This window comes from Rhodococcus sp. IEGM 1354 (genome assembly GCF_030056855.1).
GTDB lineage: Bacteria > Actinomycetota > Actinomycetes > Mycobacteriales > Mycobacteriaceae > Rhodococcoides.
On the sequence record NZ_JASHKT010000002.1, the window covers coordinates 443256 to 456047 of the forward strand.

Consider the following 12792-nt stretch of genomic DNA (forward strand, 5'->3'; position numbering starts at 1 on the left):
CAGTCACAACAGACACTTGCGAACCTGGAGATGGACAGTAGACACGGCCACGGAAGGCAGAACGATGAGCACCCTGCACAAGTTCAAGGCGTACTTCGGCATGGTTCCGCTCGCGGACTACGAGGACGACTACCTCGACGATCCGGACACCCGCCGTAGTCCCCGTGGTGGCCGTGACGGTTACGACGACATCGACGATCGTGACTTCGTCAAGCCGTCGTTCGGTGGCTCGCGGCACGCGCAGGCCGACGACGACTACGACGATTACGAGGCTCCTCGCCCCGCTGCGACGCTCGCTCCGATCGGTGGACGCGCACGCGGCACAGCAGGACCGTCGACCCGAGGCGCTGCCACTCGTGGCGCGCTGGCGATGGACACCCGCATGGACGTGCGGGCCGAGACGCGACGCAGCCCGATCGTCGACGACGGGGGCCCACTGTCGAAGATCACCACTTTGCGCCCGAGGGACTACAGCGAGGCGCGCACCATCGGTGAGCGTTTCCGCGACGGCACTCCGGTCATCATGGATCTCGTCGAGATGAGCAACGCCGACGCCAAGCGACTCGTGGACTTCGCGGCCGGACTGGCCTTCGCGCTTCGTGGATCGTTCGACAAGGTGGCCACGAAGGTGTTCCTGCTCTCGCCCGCCGATGTCGATGTATCCCCGCAGGAGCGCAGGCGAATCGCGGAAACCGGCTTCTACAGCCAGCAGTGATCGTTTCTCCCTTTGGGGCGGCAAATCGGGGCTGTGACCAGCGCACTTTGCTCAGCCCGGCGAAGTCAGGCAGAGTATAGCCGTGATCGTGTTCACGGTGATCAACATCGTATTGTTTCTTTTTTGGCTCCTTCTCATCGGTCGAATCATCGTCGAGTTCATCAGGACTTTCGCGAGAGATTGGCAACCGACTGGGCTGGTCGTCATCCTTCTGGAGGCGATCTTCACGGTCACCGACCCGCCCGTGAAGTTCCTACGCAGGATAATTCCGCCGCTCAACCTCGGTGGAGTGCGACTGGACCTGTCGATCATGGTTTTGCTGTTCGTCGTGTTCATTCTGTGGAATGTGACCAGCAGCCTCGCGGCCTGAGGCCGAAGATGGAATGTTAGAACTCGGGACCCAGCGCAAGCTGCGTGTCCCGTGTGACAGAATGGACGCCAGTTACAGTTTGATTGTTCTGCACTCGCGCGGAATGGCATATAACTGAATGCTTGCTCTACCGCCCCAAGACGCGTGAAGGGATCCTTCCATGCCGCTGACTCCAGCTGATGTGCACAACGTTGCGTTCAGCAAGCCGCCCATCGGTAAGCGCGGTTACAACGAAGACGAGGTCGACGCATTTCTCGACCTCGTCGAGCAAGAGTTGTCGCGACTGATCGAAGAGAACGCCGACCTGCGCCAGCGCGTCGGTGAGCTCGACCAGGAGCTTGCGGATGCCAAGAACTCTGCGCGCCAGAGCCCGCAGTCGGCTCCGGTCGCCGCACCGAAAGCCGAGCCGCAGCGGCCGGTAGATCCCCCCGAGCCACCACCGGTGGTTCAGCAGCCCGCGCCGGTCGCTCCCGTGGCCGCAGCACCGCAGCAGAGCGGCGACTCCAACATGCAGGCCGCGAAGATTCTCGGTCTCGCACAGGAGATGGCGGACCGCCTCACCGGCGATGCGAAGACCGAATCCGAGCAGCTGCTCGGTAATGCGCGCACCAACGCCGAACGTCTGGTGTCGGACGCCCGCGCTCGTTCGGAGTCGATGATGTCCGAAGCGCGGCAGAAGTCCGAGTCGCTGCTCACCGATGCACAGACTCGCTCCGAGACCCAGCTTCGCCAGGCCAAGGAGAAGGCCGACGCATTGCAGGCCGACGCCGAGCGCAAGCACACCGAGATCATGGCGACGATCAATCAGCAGCGGTCCGTGCTCGAAGGTCGCATCGAGCAGCTCAAGACGTTCGAGCGCGAATACCGGGTGCGCCTCAAGTCCTACCTCGAATCGCAGCTCGAAGAGCTCGAGAACCGTTCCTCGGCACTGCCGGTGGACAACGGCCAGGACAACTTCAACCAGGACAATCAGACGTCCGGCTACAGCCAGTCGTACGCCAAGGGCAACAACTGACGCGATCGTTCTCCGACGCTGCCTGTCCAGGCGGCGTCGGGCTCGGTTGTAGCGTCGAGTGGTGAGCGAGGAATCCTGTGCTGATTCTGACTCTCGGCGCGGCGGCTGTCGGGTTCGGGTTCCTGGTGCTGGCCCTGATGACCGGATCGGTCGTCTGGGCCTGGGCCTGCATCGTGATCTGCATAGTCGGAGCGGTTCTGCTCCTGGTCGGGGCCCTACTCGGGCGACGACCACCGCCGGAGATCGACAGGTAGCATCTACGCGGTAGTGCATCAGTTCGATCGGTTGTCAGACAAAAGAACAACTCAGGCGTCGATCCGGCCATCACCGGGGAGCCTTCGGAAGAACGACAGTGACGCTTCGGTCTACCAACGACCGAAATGGGCTGTTCAGTAGAACCGAACGGGTGAGCCCGTCACAGCTCGTGTGGAGAGGCTCGGTCCGGCAGGTTCCATCGGTCCGAGCAAGCGGGGTGGTACCGCGGTACTCGGCGTCCCCATCGCCGAATGTCGTCCCCGTGCCAATCGATGTCGCGTCTCGTACGCGTCCGGCACGGAGGAGACAGATATGACAGATTCGAGCGCACGCACCGAGAACGCGTCGTACCCGCTGGTGGATCTGGCCGAGGGTCGCTCGGGGAGCGTTCCGTTTCCCGATCTCGAGCGCATCGTGTTGCACGAATGGGCCGAGGACGGCACGTTCCGCGCCAGCATCGACAACCGCGCCGATGCCGAGGAATTCGTTTTCTACGACGGACCTCCGTTCGCCAACGGCCTGCCGCACTACGGCCACCTCCTCACCGGGTACGTCAAGGATCTCGTGCCCCGGTTCCAGACCATGCGCGGCAAGAAGGTCGAGCGTCGTTTCGGGTGGGACTGCCACGGCCTCCCCGCCGAATTGGAAGCGGAGAAGCAACTCGGCATCAAGGACAAGTCCGAGATCGACGAGATGGGTCTGGCGAAGTTCAACGCTTACTGCAAGCAGTCGGTGTTGCAGTACACCGACGAGTGGCGGGATTACGTCACTCGGCAGGCACGGTGGGTCGATTTCGACAACGACTACAAGACCCTCGACGTCGACTTCATGGAGTCCGTCATGTGGGCGTTCAAGACGCTCCACGACAAGGGTCTGATCTACCAGGGCTACCGAGTGCTGCCGTACAGCTGGTACGAGCAGACGCCGCTGTCCAACCAGGAGACCCGGCTCGACGACGCGTACAAGATGCGTCAGGACCCCGCGGTCACCGTCACCATGCCCCTGACGGCGCCGGGCACACCCCTGGACGGCGCGAACGCACTGATCTGGACCACCACTCCGTGGACTCTGCCGTCGAACCTCGCGATCGCGGTGCATCCGGAGGTGCACTACGTTCAGGTCCGCGGTGCCGACGGTGAGCGTTACGTGCTTGCCGCTGCTCGACTCGCGCACTATGCGAAGGAACTGGGGGAGGAGCCGGAGGTGCTCTCGGAGCACACCGGCGCGCAGTTGGTCGGCCTCGCCTACGCACCGCCCTACGACTTCTTCCTCGGCCACGAGAATGCGCATCGCGTTCTTGAGGCCGATTACGTCACCACCGACTCCGGCACCGGAATCGTGCATCTCGCACCGGCATTCGGTGAGGAGGACATGGACGTCGCCACCGCGAACGGGATCGAGGTGGTGCAACCGCTCGATGCGGGCGGCAAATTCACGTCGTTGGTGCCGCCCTACGAGGGCCTGATGGTGTTCGACGCCAATCCGGTGATCATCAAGGATCTCAAGGCCTCGGGCCGCTTGCTGCGGCACGAGACCATCGAGCACTCGTACCCGCACAGTTGGCGTAGTGGTCAGCCGTTGATCTACATGGCGGTTCCGTCGTGGTTCGTCGCGGTCACCAAGTTCCGCGATCGGATGGTCGAGCTCAACCAGGAGATCACCTGGGTGCCCGAGCACATCAAGGACGGTCAGTTCGGCAAGTGGCTCGAAGGTGCGCGCGACTGGAACATCAGCCGAAACCGGTACTGGGGCAGCCCGATCCCGGCCTGGACGTCCGACGACCCCGCCTACCCTCGTCTCGACGTGTACGGCAGCCTGGACGAACTCGAGCGTGACTTCGGTGTTCGACCCACCGATCTGCATCGGCCGTACATCGACGACCTGACGCGTCCCAACCCGGACGACCCGACCGGCAAGTCCACGATGCGTCGCGTTCCCGAGGTGCTGGACTGCTGGTTCGAATCGGGCTCGATGCCGTATGCGCAGGTGCATTTCCCGTTCGAGAACGAGGAGTGGTTCCAGACACACAACCCGGGCGATTTCATCGTCGAATACAACGGTCAGACGCGCGGCTGGTTCTACACCCTGCACGTGCTCGCGACTGCACTGTTCGACCGGCCTGCCTTCAAAACCGTTGCCGCCCATGGCATCGTGCTCGGTGACGACGGTCTGAAGATGAGTAAGTCGAAGGGGAACTACCCGGACGTCAAGGAGGTCTTCGACCGCGACGGCTCGGATGCCATGCGGTGGTTCCTGATGTCGTCGCCGATCCTGCGCGGTGGCAACCTGATCGTCACCGAGCAGGGCATCCGCGAGGGAGTACGGCAGGCGCTGTTGCCGATCTGGAACGCGTGGAGCTTTCTGCAGCTCTACGCGTCGACGCCGGGGCAGTGGCGTACCGATTCTCCGCACGTGCTCGATCGGTACGTGCTGGCCAAACTGTCCGCCACGCGGGATGCGATCACCGATGCGCTCGAGGGCAACGACATCGCCGGGGCGTGCGACGAACTGCGTACGTTCTGTGACGCATTGACCAATTGGTATGTGCGACGGTCGCGTTCACGCTTCTGGGGCGAGGACGCCGACGCGATCGACACCCTGCACACCGTGCTCGAGGTGCTCACCCGCATCGCCGCTCCGTTGTTGCCGTTGATCAGCGAGGTTGTCTGGCGCGGATTGACCGGTGGCCGATCGGTGCACCTGACGGATTGGCCGACGGCCGACGAGTTGCCGTCCGACCCGGAGCTGGTCGACAGCATGGACGAGGTTCGTACCGTGTGCTCCACGGTTCTCGGTCTGCGAAAGGCACAGAACTTGCGCGTGCGGCTGCCGCTACCGGAGGTGACCGTCGCCGCCGCCGACGCCGAGCGTCTGCGTCCGTTCCTCGACATCATCGCCGACGAGGTGAACGTCAAGAAGGTGGATCTGACCGAAGACGTTGCCGTGCACGGCAAATTCGAGCTCGTCGTGAACGCACGCGCTGCCGGTCCGCGGATCGGTAAGGATGTCCAGAAGGTCATCAAGGCAGTCAAGGCCGGTGACTGGTCGGAGGATGCCGACGGTGTCGTGAGCGCCGCAGGCATCGCGTTGCTGCCGGAGGAGTACACCCGCAGACTCGTTGCCGCGGAGCCGGAATCGACGGCACCGCTGCCCGGGAACGCAGGACTCGTGGTGCTCGATTCGGCGGTCACCGAAGAGCTGGAGGCCGAGGGTTGGGCCAAGGACCGCATCCGTGAGCTGCAGGATGCGCGTCGTAGCCACGGACTCGATGTGTCCGACCGTATCGACATCGTCATCGAGGTACCCGAACATCGACGGGCGTGGCTGGACGCTCATCGGGATCTGATCGCGCGCGAGGTACTCGCGTTGTCGCTGGTCGACGGCTCGGTCGGCGATGACGGCAGCGATCTCGGTGAGGGAGTTCGGGCAGCGATCACGAAGTCGTCGTGACCGAGGGCATATGAGCGAGGGGCACCGGGTCGTCGTGACCGAGGAGGAGGTGGTCGATGCCGTCCACGAGCGTCTCTCCGAGGCTCGCGGCGGCGTCGTTCCCATCGTCGCCGCCGGTCATCCGGTGCTGCGTTCCCCGGCGCTGCGCTACACCGGCCAACTCGAGCGTGAAGTGTTGACGGAGTTGATCGAGGTGATGCGTGCGACGATGCACGATGCGCCCGGTGTCGGCCTTGCTGCACCGCAGATCGGAATTCCGTTGCAGATCGCGGTGATCGAGGATCTCTTCGATGTCGCGGTGGACGTCGCCCGGGTCCGGGAGCGCACCTCGTTGCCGTTCCGAGCGTTGATCAATCCTCGGTACACCCCGGTAGGGCGACGCACTGCCTCGTTCTACGAGGGCTGCCTCAGTGTGCCGGGGTATCAGGCCGTCGTCACCCGCGCCGCGGAAGTCCGGCTTCTGTGCACCGACGAGACCGGCCGCGAGATCGACGAGGTGGTGCGTGGCTGGCCCGCACGGATCGTGGCCCACGAGAGCGATCACCTCGCCGGCACGCTGTACATCGATCGTGCGCACACACGGTCGCTGACCACGACGGAGCAGTACGCCGCACGGTGGTCCGATCCCGGACCTGAGCGGGCCGCACGCGTCCTCGGCTTCGGTGCCGACGCCCCGTCCGAGTCGCCCGACAGCTGTCGTTGACCATGCCCGACAGTGTCGATCGGACTCTGCGGAGCCGGCGTTGGGTGTTACATCTCGACATGGACGCGTTCTTCGCATCCGCCGAGCAGCTGACGCGGCCGACGCTGCGGGGTCGGCCGGTGCTGGTCGGCGGTGCAGGCGGCAGAGGCGTGGTGGCCGGGTGCAGCTATCAGGCCCGGGCGTTCGGGGCTCGTTCGGCGATGCCGATGCATCAGGCCCGTCGACTCGTCGGTGCGAGCGCAGTGGTCCTGCCGCCGCGGTTCCCGCTGTACTCGGAGCTGAGCAGACGTGCCTTCGAGGCGCTTCGCGTGCGCATGCCCGTGCTGGAACAGCTCTCGATCGACGAGGCCTTCGGCGAGCCGCTCGAGCTGGCGGGCGCGACGGTGGCCGAGGTCGAGCGCTTCTGCGCCGATCTGCGGGCCTTGGTATTGGCGGAGACCGGGCTCGTCGCCTCCATCGGTGCCGGGTCCGGGAAACAGATCGCCAAGATCGCGTCGGGTCTGGCCAAACCCGATGGAATCACGGTGGTAGCGCCCGGCATCCAGGCCGAGTTGATGGCCGATCTGCCGGTGCGCAAGTTGTGGGGGATCGGCCCTGTTGCCGGAGAACGGTTGCATCGCTTGGGAATCGATACCATTGGCAAGTTCGTGGCCACGCCCGAGTCCGAGGTGGCGTCGATTCTCGGTGCCACCATGGGGCCGAGCCTGCATCAGCTGGCGCGCGGCATCGACAATCGGGTGGTGGCCGAGCGTGCCGAGGCCAAGCAGGTCAGCGCCGAGACGACGTTCGCGAACGACCTGACGACTCTCGCGCAACTACGCCCGGCGATCGAGTCCATCGTCGAGTCGACCCATCGCCGGTTGCTGAAGGACGGCCGGGGTGCCCGCACGGTCGTGCTCAAGTTGCGTAAGTCCGACATGAGCATCATCACCAGATCGGCGACGTTGCCCTACGCGACGGTGGACAAGCAGACGATCGTGGCCACTGCTCAGAGGTTGGCGGTCGATCCGGTCGATGTCGGACCGATCCGGCTCGTCGGCGTAGGGCTCGCCGGTCTGTCCGCAGTTCGGCAGGGATCGTTGTTCCCCGAACTCGAGTACGAGCCGGTTGCTCCGATCCCGGACGAGCCGCTACCGGCGACGGAAGAGGCCGCGAGCCTCGCCGTGGTCGAGGACGGGCCGCGATGGCAACCGGGTATGGACGTTCGGCATGTTCGGTACGGTCACGGCTGGGTCCAAGGCGCGGGACATTCGGTGGTGACGGTCCGCTTCGAGACGCGGACCACCGGTCCGGGAACGGCCCGCACCTTTGCAGAATCGGACACCGACCTGGTCGCGGCCGATGTTCTGGACAGCTTGGCCTGAGTTGTGGCGCGGCTGAGGAAACTCTGTGAGGTTTCACAGGTATGCCCTTCGCGTTGTGACTCGGGCGAGTCGAGCTGACATAGTGGACTCGGTCCGAGACGACCCCCATACAGACGACCGACGAGTCACAGAACGATCGATACGTGACTCAGAGTGAAAAGGACAAGCACTTGAAGCTTCGCAACACCCGACGGGCCATGGTTGCCGGTATCGCCATCGCCGGTGCACTGACGATGTCCGCCTGCAGCTCCGGTGGCGGCGACGAGCCGACCGCCACGACGACGACGGCTGCCACCACCACGGCCGCTGCTCCCGCAGGCGGGGACTACCCGCCGGTGCCCACCGTCGAGCAGCTCAACACCGAGCTCAACCGCGGACTCGATCCCAACGTGCCGGTCGAGGAGAAGGCTGCTCTGATCCAGGGTGCGTCCGAGGATCCGGGTCTGATCAACCAGGTCGCCGCCGCTGCAGTGGCCAACAACGCACAGATCGAGATCACCAGCATCGACGATCTCGGCACCGGTGAGCTCAACGCCGGTATCACCATCACGCTCAACGGCCAGGCCAACCCCGGCACGTTCAAGTTCGTCCCCGAGGACGGTGTATGGAAGCTCTCCAAGGAGAACGCCTGCGGCATCGTTTCTCTCGCGCAGCTGACCAGCCCGGCGTGCCCCGCACCCTGAGTCCTGCCGATCGTCTCTGACCAACCGCGAACTGCCGGTGACACCCTCTTTCGAGAGGGAGGCACCGGCAGTTCGTCTTGTGTAGGGACATCGTTCAGGCGCTGGGCACGGCCGATCGAATGCGATCCGCCGCCGACTTCGCGACGGCAGTGACGGTATCCGGTTCGAGTCCGCTCTGATCGGAGATGACGATCTGCACCACGGTGGAGTCGACCACCGCCACCACGACGTCGGAGACCAGCGTGAAGCCCTCGCTCGTGGTGGTCAGTCGAACCGATGCGGACGCGTCGCCGATCGTCGTCTGGTCACGCCCCGCCACCGAGTAGTCGACGCCGATACCGTCCGCGTCGGTCCCGGTGAACGTCGAGCACTCGGACCACGCGCGCTGGATGTTCGCGAAAGCCTCGGCTGCTCCCGGCGCGGGATAGCTCGCCGCATCCTCGTCGATCGACGAGAAATTCGGACCGGAGAAGCGGACCACAGCGCTCGACGCGGCTCCGGCCTGCTGTTGCGATACCGGTGCGAGAACGGCGGCGCACTCGGCCGGGTCGGTGCTCGAGCGGTCCGGCGAGTCGTACTCCGGTGCCGGATCCAACCCCAGATCACGAACCGGATCGGGGATCGATGAGAAGCCGTCCGGCAGGTCTGCGAGCCCCAGCATCGCTGCAGTCAGCGCCGCCGGGTCGGTGATGGGCGGACCGCGCAGCGGGTCGGGAGCCGCGACGGTGGTGACAGCAGGCGTGACCGTCTCGTCCGGCTTGTTCGTGCTGCATCCGGTGGCGACAGCGATCCCGAAAATCGACAACGTCGCCAATACCCGGGTGGCACCGCGCGTCATCGGGCAGTCCAGGTGATCGAATCGCCGACGGTTTGCCGGAGCACCGTGGTGCTGTCGGGGTCGGTGTACATCTGCTCGCCGCCTGCCGTGATCGAACCCCCGACCGGAAGTGGTTGGGAGAGATCGACGTCGAGTGTTCCCGCGCCCGTGAAGGTGTACGACGCGATGTTGAGCGTGCCCGCATTGTCGGGCAGATTCCACACCGACGATTCGGGCGTCTGGGTGATGGCCACGTCGAGGGTCGCGCGGTCGCCGTCGAGTGCACGCAAGGTGACCGTGGTGCGCTGGTTCAGTGTGATGCCACTGAGCACTTGCTGATCGACGGTCCAGACCGCGCCGACCCCCACTTCCGCGTCGGGAAAGTCGATGGATCGGTACACGGCCGCGTTCAAGGAGCGTTCGATCGCGGCTCGGGCGGTATCGAGGGCATCGTCGGCCGGCGTGATGTGCAGAGCGGTGATCGCTCCGGAATCGGTCCTGGCCAATCGTGCAGTCGATCCATCGGATGCGGAGAGTGCGTCGGTCAGTCCAGCGTCCGGTGATGTCGCCGCCCCGATGGTCAGCTCGACGGAGGTCGTGGCCCCGCTCGATGCGTCCTCGTCCGGGACGGTGTCGGACGCCGAGGCAGTCAGTGGCACGGTCAGTTCCGGACTGGAGAAATCCTGCGGCGCAGCAGCATTGATCTGTTGCTGCACGGTCGAGGTGGTGGTGAGGTCGACGCTCTGGCTCTGCGCGTCCGCTTCGGAGCTGTCGAAGGTGAGCGCGCGCCGTGGCTCGCTACCGGGATCGACGACGGTGGTGGTCGTGGGCGTCACCGCGATCGTGACCTCGTTCGAGGACGGGGTCTGCTCGGGTGCAGGATCTGGATCACCGCTCGAGCACCCGGCCAGTAGAGCCACTGCACAGGATGCGGCCACGAAGCCGGAGCGGACGGTGCGGGTGCGTTCGGTCGACTTCACGGGCACCAGGCTACTGATGACACCGTGTGCGCAGACCGCTACCACGCGGCTCGGATGCGGACCGAAGGTTGTCGATGCGCCATGATGGACGGGTGAGTGACGACCGACCCGACGATCCGACCACCGAGACCAGTGCAACCCCCGAACCCAGCGAGGCTGCAGACGGGCAGGTGTCCGACGCCGGCAGTGCTGTGCTTCGGCCCGCCGCACCTCTGCGGACCCGACTCCTGGTGGCGATCGCTGCAGTGATTCTGCTGTTCGACCTGATCACGAAGATCGTGGTGGTGCACTTCGTGAAGCCCGGAAACCCGATCGAGATCATCGGCGACGTCGTGACACTGCGGCTGGTGCGCAATCCCGGAGCGGCGTTCTCCATGGCCACCGGAATGACGTGGTTGTTGACGCTGGTCGCCGTGGCCGTGGTGATCGGGGTCGTGAAGATCGGTCGAACGCTGCGTTCGCCGTGGTGGGCGCTGGGTCTGGGTCTGGTTCTCGGCGGCGCTCTGGGGAACCTGATCGACCGGTTCTTCCGCGCACCGGGCCCGTTCCAGGGTCATGTGGTCGATTTCGTATCGGTGGGATGGTGGCCGGTGTTCAATGTCGCGGACTCGTCCATCGTGTGCGGGGCCATCCTGCTCGTCGCGCTCAGCCTGTTCGGTTTCGAGCCCAACGGCGAACGGGTGACGAAGTCCACGTCCGATGCCCCGCAGAAGGCCGACTCGTGAGGGAATCGCGTTCCATGCCGGTGCCCGACGGTTTGGACGGCATGCGCGTCGACGCCGGTCTGGCGCGACTTCTCGGACTCTCGCGCACGGTCGCTGCTGCATTGGCCGAAGAGGGTTCGGTGCTGGTCGATCACAGTGCCGTCGGGAAGTCCGATCGCCTCTCGGGTGGGTCGTGGCTCGAAGTGACTCTGCCCGAACCTGCACGTGAGCTGACGATCGAGGCCGAGCCGGTCGAAGGGATGGAGATTCTCTACGCCGACGACGACGTCGTGGCCGTGGACAAGCCCGTGGGCGTCGCCGCGCACGCCAGTGTGGGCTGGACCGGGCCGACCGTCATCGGCGGCCTCGCGGCCGCCGGTTTCCGAATCTCCACGTCCGGCGCGCACGAGCGTCAGGGCATCGTGCACCGACTCGATGTGGGAACGTCCGGGGTGATGGTGGTCGCGACGTCGGAACGGGCGTACACCGTGCTCAAGCGGGCGTTCAAGGCTCGTACGATCGACAAGCGTTATCACGCCCTGGTGCAGGGACATCCGGATCCGAGCAGTGGAACCATCGATGCTCCGATCGGACGGCACGGCAGCAACGACTGGAAGTTCGCCGTCCGCGCGGACGGCAAGCCCAGCGTCACTCATTACGACACGGTCGAGGCATTCCAGGCCGCGAGCCTGCTGGACGTTCATCTGGAAACCGGACGCACACACCAGATCCGCGTCCATTTCTCGGCGCTGCGACATCCGTGTTGCGGCGACCTGACGTACGGGGCCGATCCGCGGTTGGCCGAACGGTTGGGACTGGAACGTCAGTGGCTGCACGCGCGATCGCTCGGGTTCGCGCATCCGTCCGACGGCCGTTGGGTCGAGATCGAGAGCAAGTACCCGGCAGACCTCGAACATGCTCTCGAGGTGCTTCGGAAGGCGTGATGCGCGGAGTCTCGGGTGTGGTCGGTGTCGTCGTCGCGGTCGCTCTGGTGGTCGGTGGCCTGGCCGTCGTCGGCCATCTGAACCCACAGCGGCAGCTGCGCGTGGGCACCGACCGGCTCGGCCCGGACAGCGGCGAGCAGGTGACCGACTACCTGGCTCGCGCCGAGGCGAGTCTGCTCGGCAACGATGCCGAACCTCGCTGGGGATCGGTGTCGTTCGATCGTGAACTCACTGCCGAACAGGTCGGTGCCGTCACGACCGGGGTTCGAATCTCTCAGGTGCTCTTCCGAGTTCCGGTCGATCGCGTGCAGACCCCGATACTCACCGTCGGTATTCCGGGCAGTGAACGTTCGATCCTGAACTCGACGGCACGAGCTGCGAGCCAGGTGCAGCAATCGGTCGTGGCAGGGGACAGGGCGTCGCAGATCGCTGCGTTGTCGCGGCGCCGATTGTCGGGTGGATGCGCATGCGTGGTGACCGTGGTGGTGCGGGGTACCTCGGCCGAGCTCGGGAAGGTGGCCGGCCGCCCCGGAGTACGAGCGGTACAGGCACTTCCGCCCGACGCGGTGTCCGGGAAGTTCGCCATCGAGCCGTTGCTTCCGCAGAACATCGACGTCGTCGGGCCGCTGCCGGACGACGGTCCGGTTCCCGCCGAATGAGGTAACTTCAGTCTCGTTCGTCACACCCGTCACGTCCTCCCAGGACACACCGTCGGCCTGAAAAATCTGTCGGTTCCACCGCCTAGAGTGGGTGCATTCGCGGCTCGTATTTTCGAAAACGCACGACCTTCAG

Annotated in this window: 13 protein-coding genes; 11 read left to right on the forward strand and 2 right to left on the reverse strand. The window is 65.1% G+C overall.

The annotated features are described in order from the left end of the window. Window positions 1-64 precede the first annotated feature (64 nt). The 8 genes from QM588_RS06565 to QM588_RS06600 all read left to right on the forward strand — a co-directional run bounded on the left by QM588_RS06565 (window position 65) and on the right by QM588_RS06600 (window position 8555). Entirely contained in the window at window positions 65-715 is a 651-nt protein-coding gene (locus QM588_RS06565; protein ID WP_027497339.1) for a cell division protein SepF, read from the forward strand. Between the two features lie 82 nt (window positions 716-797). Then, a complete protein-coding gene (locus QM588_RS06570; RefSeq protein WP_027497338.1) occupies window positions 798-1085 on the forward strand; it encodes a YggT family protein in 288 nt (95 codons plus the stop codon). A 160-nt stretch (window positions 1086-1245) separates the two neighbouring features. Further along, a complete protein-coding gene (gene wag31 / locus QM588_RS06575; RefSeq protein WP_283312254.1) occupies window positions 1246-2100 on the forward strand; it encodes a DivIVA-like cell division protein Wag31 in 855 nt (284 codons plus the stop codon). Window positions 2101-2177: 77 nt separating this feature from the next. Then, a complete protein-coding gene (locus QM588_RS06580) occupies window positions 2178-2354 on the forward strand; it encodes a hypothetical protein (protein ID WP_027497336.1) in 177 nt (58 codons plus the stop codon). 313 nt (window positions 2355-2667) lie between these two features. Next, a complete protein-coding gene (gene ileS / locus QM588_RS06585; RefSeq protein ID WP_283312255.1) occupies window positions 2668-5805 on the forward strand; it encodes an isoleucine--tRNA ligase in 3138 nt (1045 codons plus the stop codon). A 10-nt stretch (window positions 5806-5815) separates the two neighbouring features. Beyond that, window positions 5816-6508 (forward strand): peptide deformylase, encoded by a 693-nt coding sequence (locus tag QM588_RS06590; protein WP_283312256.1) that lies wholly within the window; start codon window positions 5816-5818, stop codon window positions 6506-6508. A 2-nt stretch (window positions 6509-6510) separates the two neighbouring features. Continuing rightward, the gene (locus QM588_RS06595) at window positions 6511-7872 is read left to right on the forward strand and encodes a DNA polymerase IV (RefSeq protein WP_283312257.1); all 1362 of its coding nucleotides are present in this window, start codon (window positions 6511-6513) and stop codon (window positions 7870-7872) included. 197 nt (window positions 7873-8069) lie between these two features. Further along, the gene (locus QM588_RS06600) at window positions 8070-8555 is read left to right on the forward strand and encodes a hypothetical protein (protein ID WP_202595107.1); all 486 of its coding nucleotides are present in this window, start codon (window positions 8070-8072) and stop codon (window positions 8553-8555) included. A 94-nt stretch (window positions 8556-8649) separates the two neighbouring features. Here the strand turns inward: QM588_RS06600 and QM588_RS06605 are convergent, their stop codons facing one another. Next, window positions 8650-9393 (reverse strand): hypothetical protein, encoded by a 744-nt coding sequence (locus QM588_RS06605; RefSeq protein WP_283312258.1) that lies wholly within the window; start codon window positions 9391-9393, stop codon window positions 8650-8652. Then, window positions 9390-10352, reverse strand: a complete 963-nt coding sequence (locus tag QM588_RS06610) for a hypothetical protein (protein ID WP_283312259.1) — start codon at window positions 10350-10352, stop codon at window positions 9390-9392. Before QM588_RS06610 ends, QM588_RS06605 begins: the two co-directional genes overlap by 4 nt. A 92-nt stretch (window positions 10353-10444) precedes the next feature. Between QM588_RS06610 and lspA the strand changes: the two genes are divergently transcribed. From lspA to QM588_RS06625, 3 genes are read left to right on the forward strand one after another with little or no spacing between them, the layout of a single operon-like run. After that, window positions 10445-11077 carry a signal peptidase II gene (gene lspA / locus QM588_RS06615; protein ID WP_032368097.1) on the forward strand — a complete coding sequence of 211 codons (633 nt, stop codon included), beginning with the start codon at window positions 10445-10447 and terminating at the stop codon, window positions 11075-11077. Beyond that, window positions 11074-12000: an RluA family pseudouridine synthase gene (locus tag QM588_RS06620; RefSeq protein WP_027497328.1), complete on the forward strand. Its 927-nt coding sequence runs from the start codon at window positions 11074-11076 to the stop codon at window positions 11998-12000. The genes lspA and QM588_RS06620 overlap by 4 nt, the downstream gene beginning before the upstream one ends. Further along, a complete protein-coding gene (locus QM588_RS06625; RefSeq protein ID WP_283312260.1) occupies window positions 12000-12659 on the forward strand; it encodes a hypothetical protein in 660 nt (219 codons plus the stop codon). The genes QM588_RS06620 and QM588_RS06625 overlap by 1 nt, the downstream gene beginning before the upstream one ends. The last annotated feature ends 133 nt before the right edge of the window (window positions 12660-12792 follow it).

Coding starts and splice junctions, on each gene's coding strand:
- QM588_RS06565 (WP_027497339.1), top strand. CDS start 65: ATGAGCACCCTGCACAAGTTCAAGGCGTACTTCGGCATGGTTCCGCTC.
- wag31 (WP_283312254.1), top strand. CDS start 1,246: ATGCCGCTGACTCCAGCTGATGTGCACAACGTTGCGTTCAGCAAGCCG.
- ileS (WP_283312255.1), top strand. CDS start 2,668: ATGACAGATTCGAGCGCACGCACCGAGAACGCGTCGTACCCGCTGGTG.
- QM588_RS06590 (WP_283312256.1), top strand. CDS start 5,816: ATGAGCGAGGGGCACCGGGTCGTCGTGACCGAGGAGGAGGTGGTCGAT.
- QM588_RS06595 (WP_283312257.1), top strand. CDS start 6,511: ATGCCCGACAGTGTCGATCGGACTCTGCGGAGCCGGCGTTGGGTGTTA.
- QM588_RS06600 (WP_202595107.1), top strand. CDS start 8,070: ATGGTTGCCGGTATCGCCATCGCCGGTGCACTGACGATGTCCGCCTGC.
- QM588_RS06605 (WP_283312258.1), bottom strand. CDS start 9,393: ATGACGCGCGGTGCCACCCGGGTATTGGCGACGTTGTCGATTTTCGGG.
- QM588_RS06625 (WP_283312260.1), top strand. CDS start 12,000: ATGCGCGGAGTCTCGGGTGTGGTCGGTGTCGTCGTCGCGGTCGCTCTG.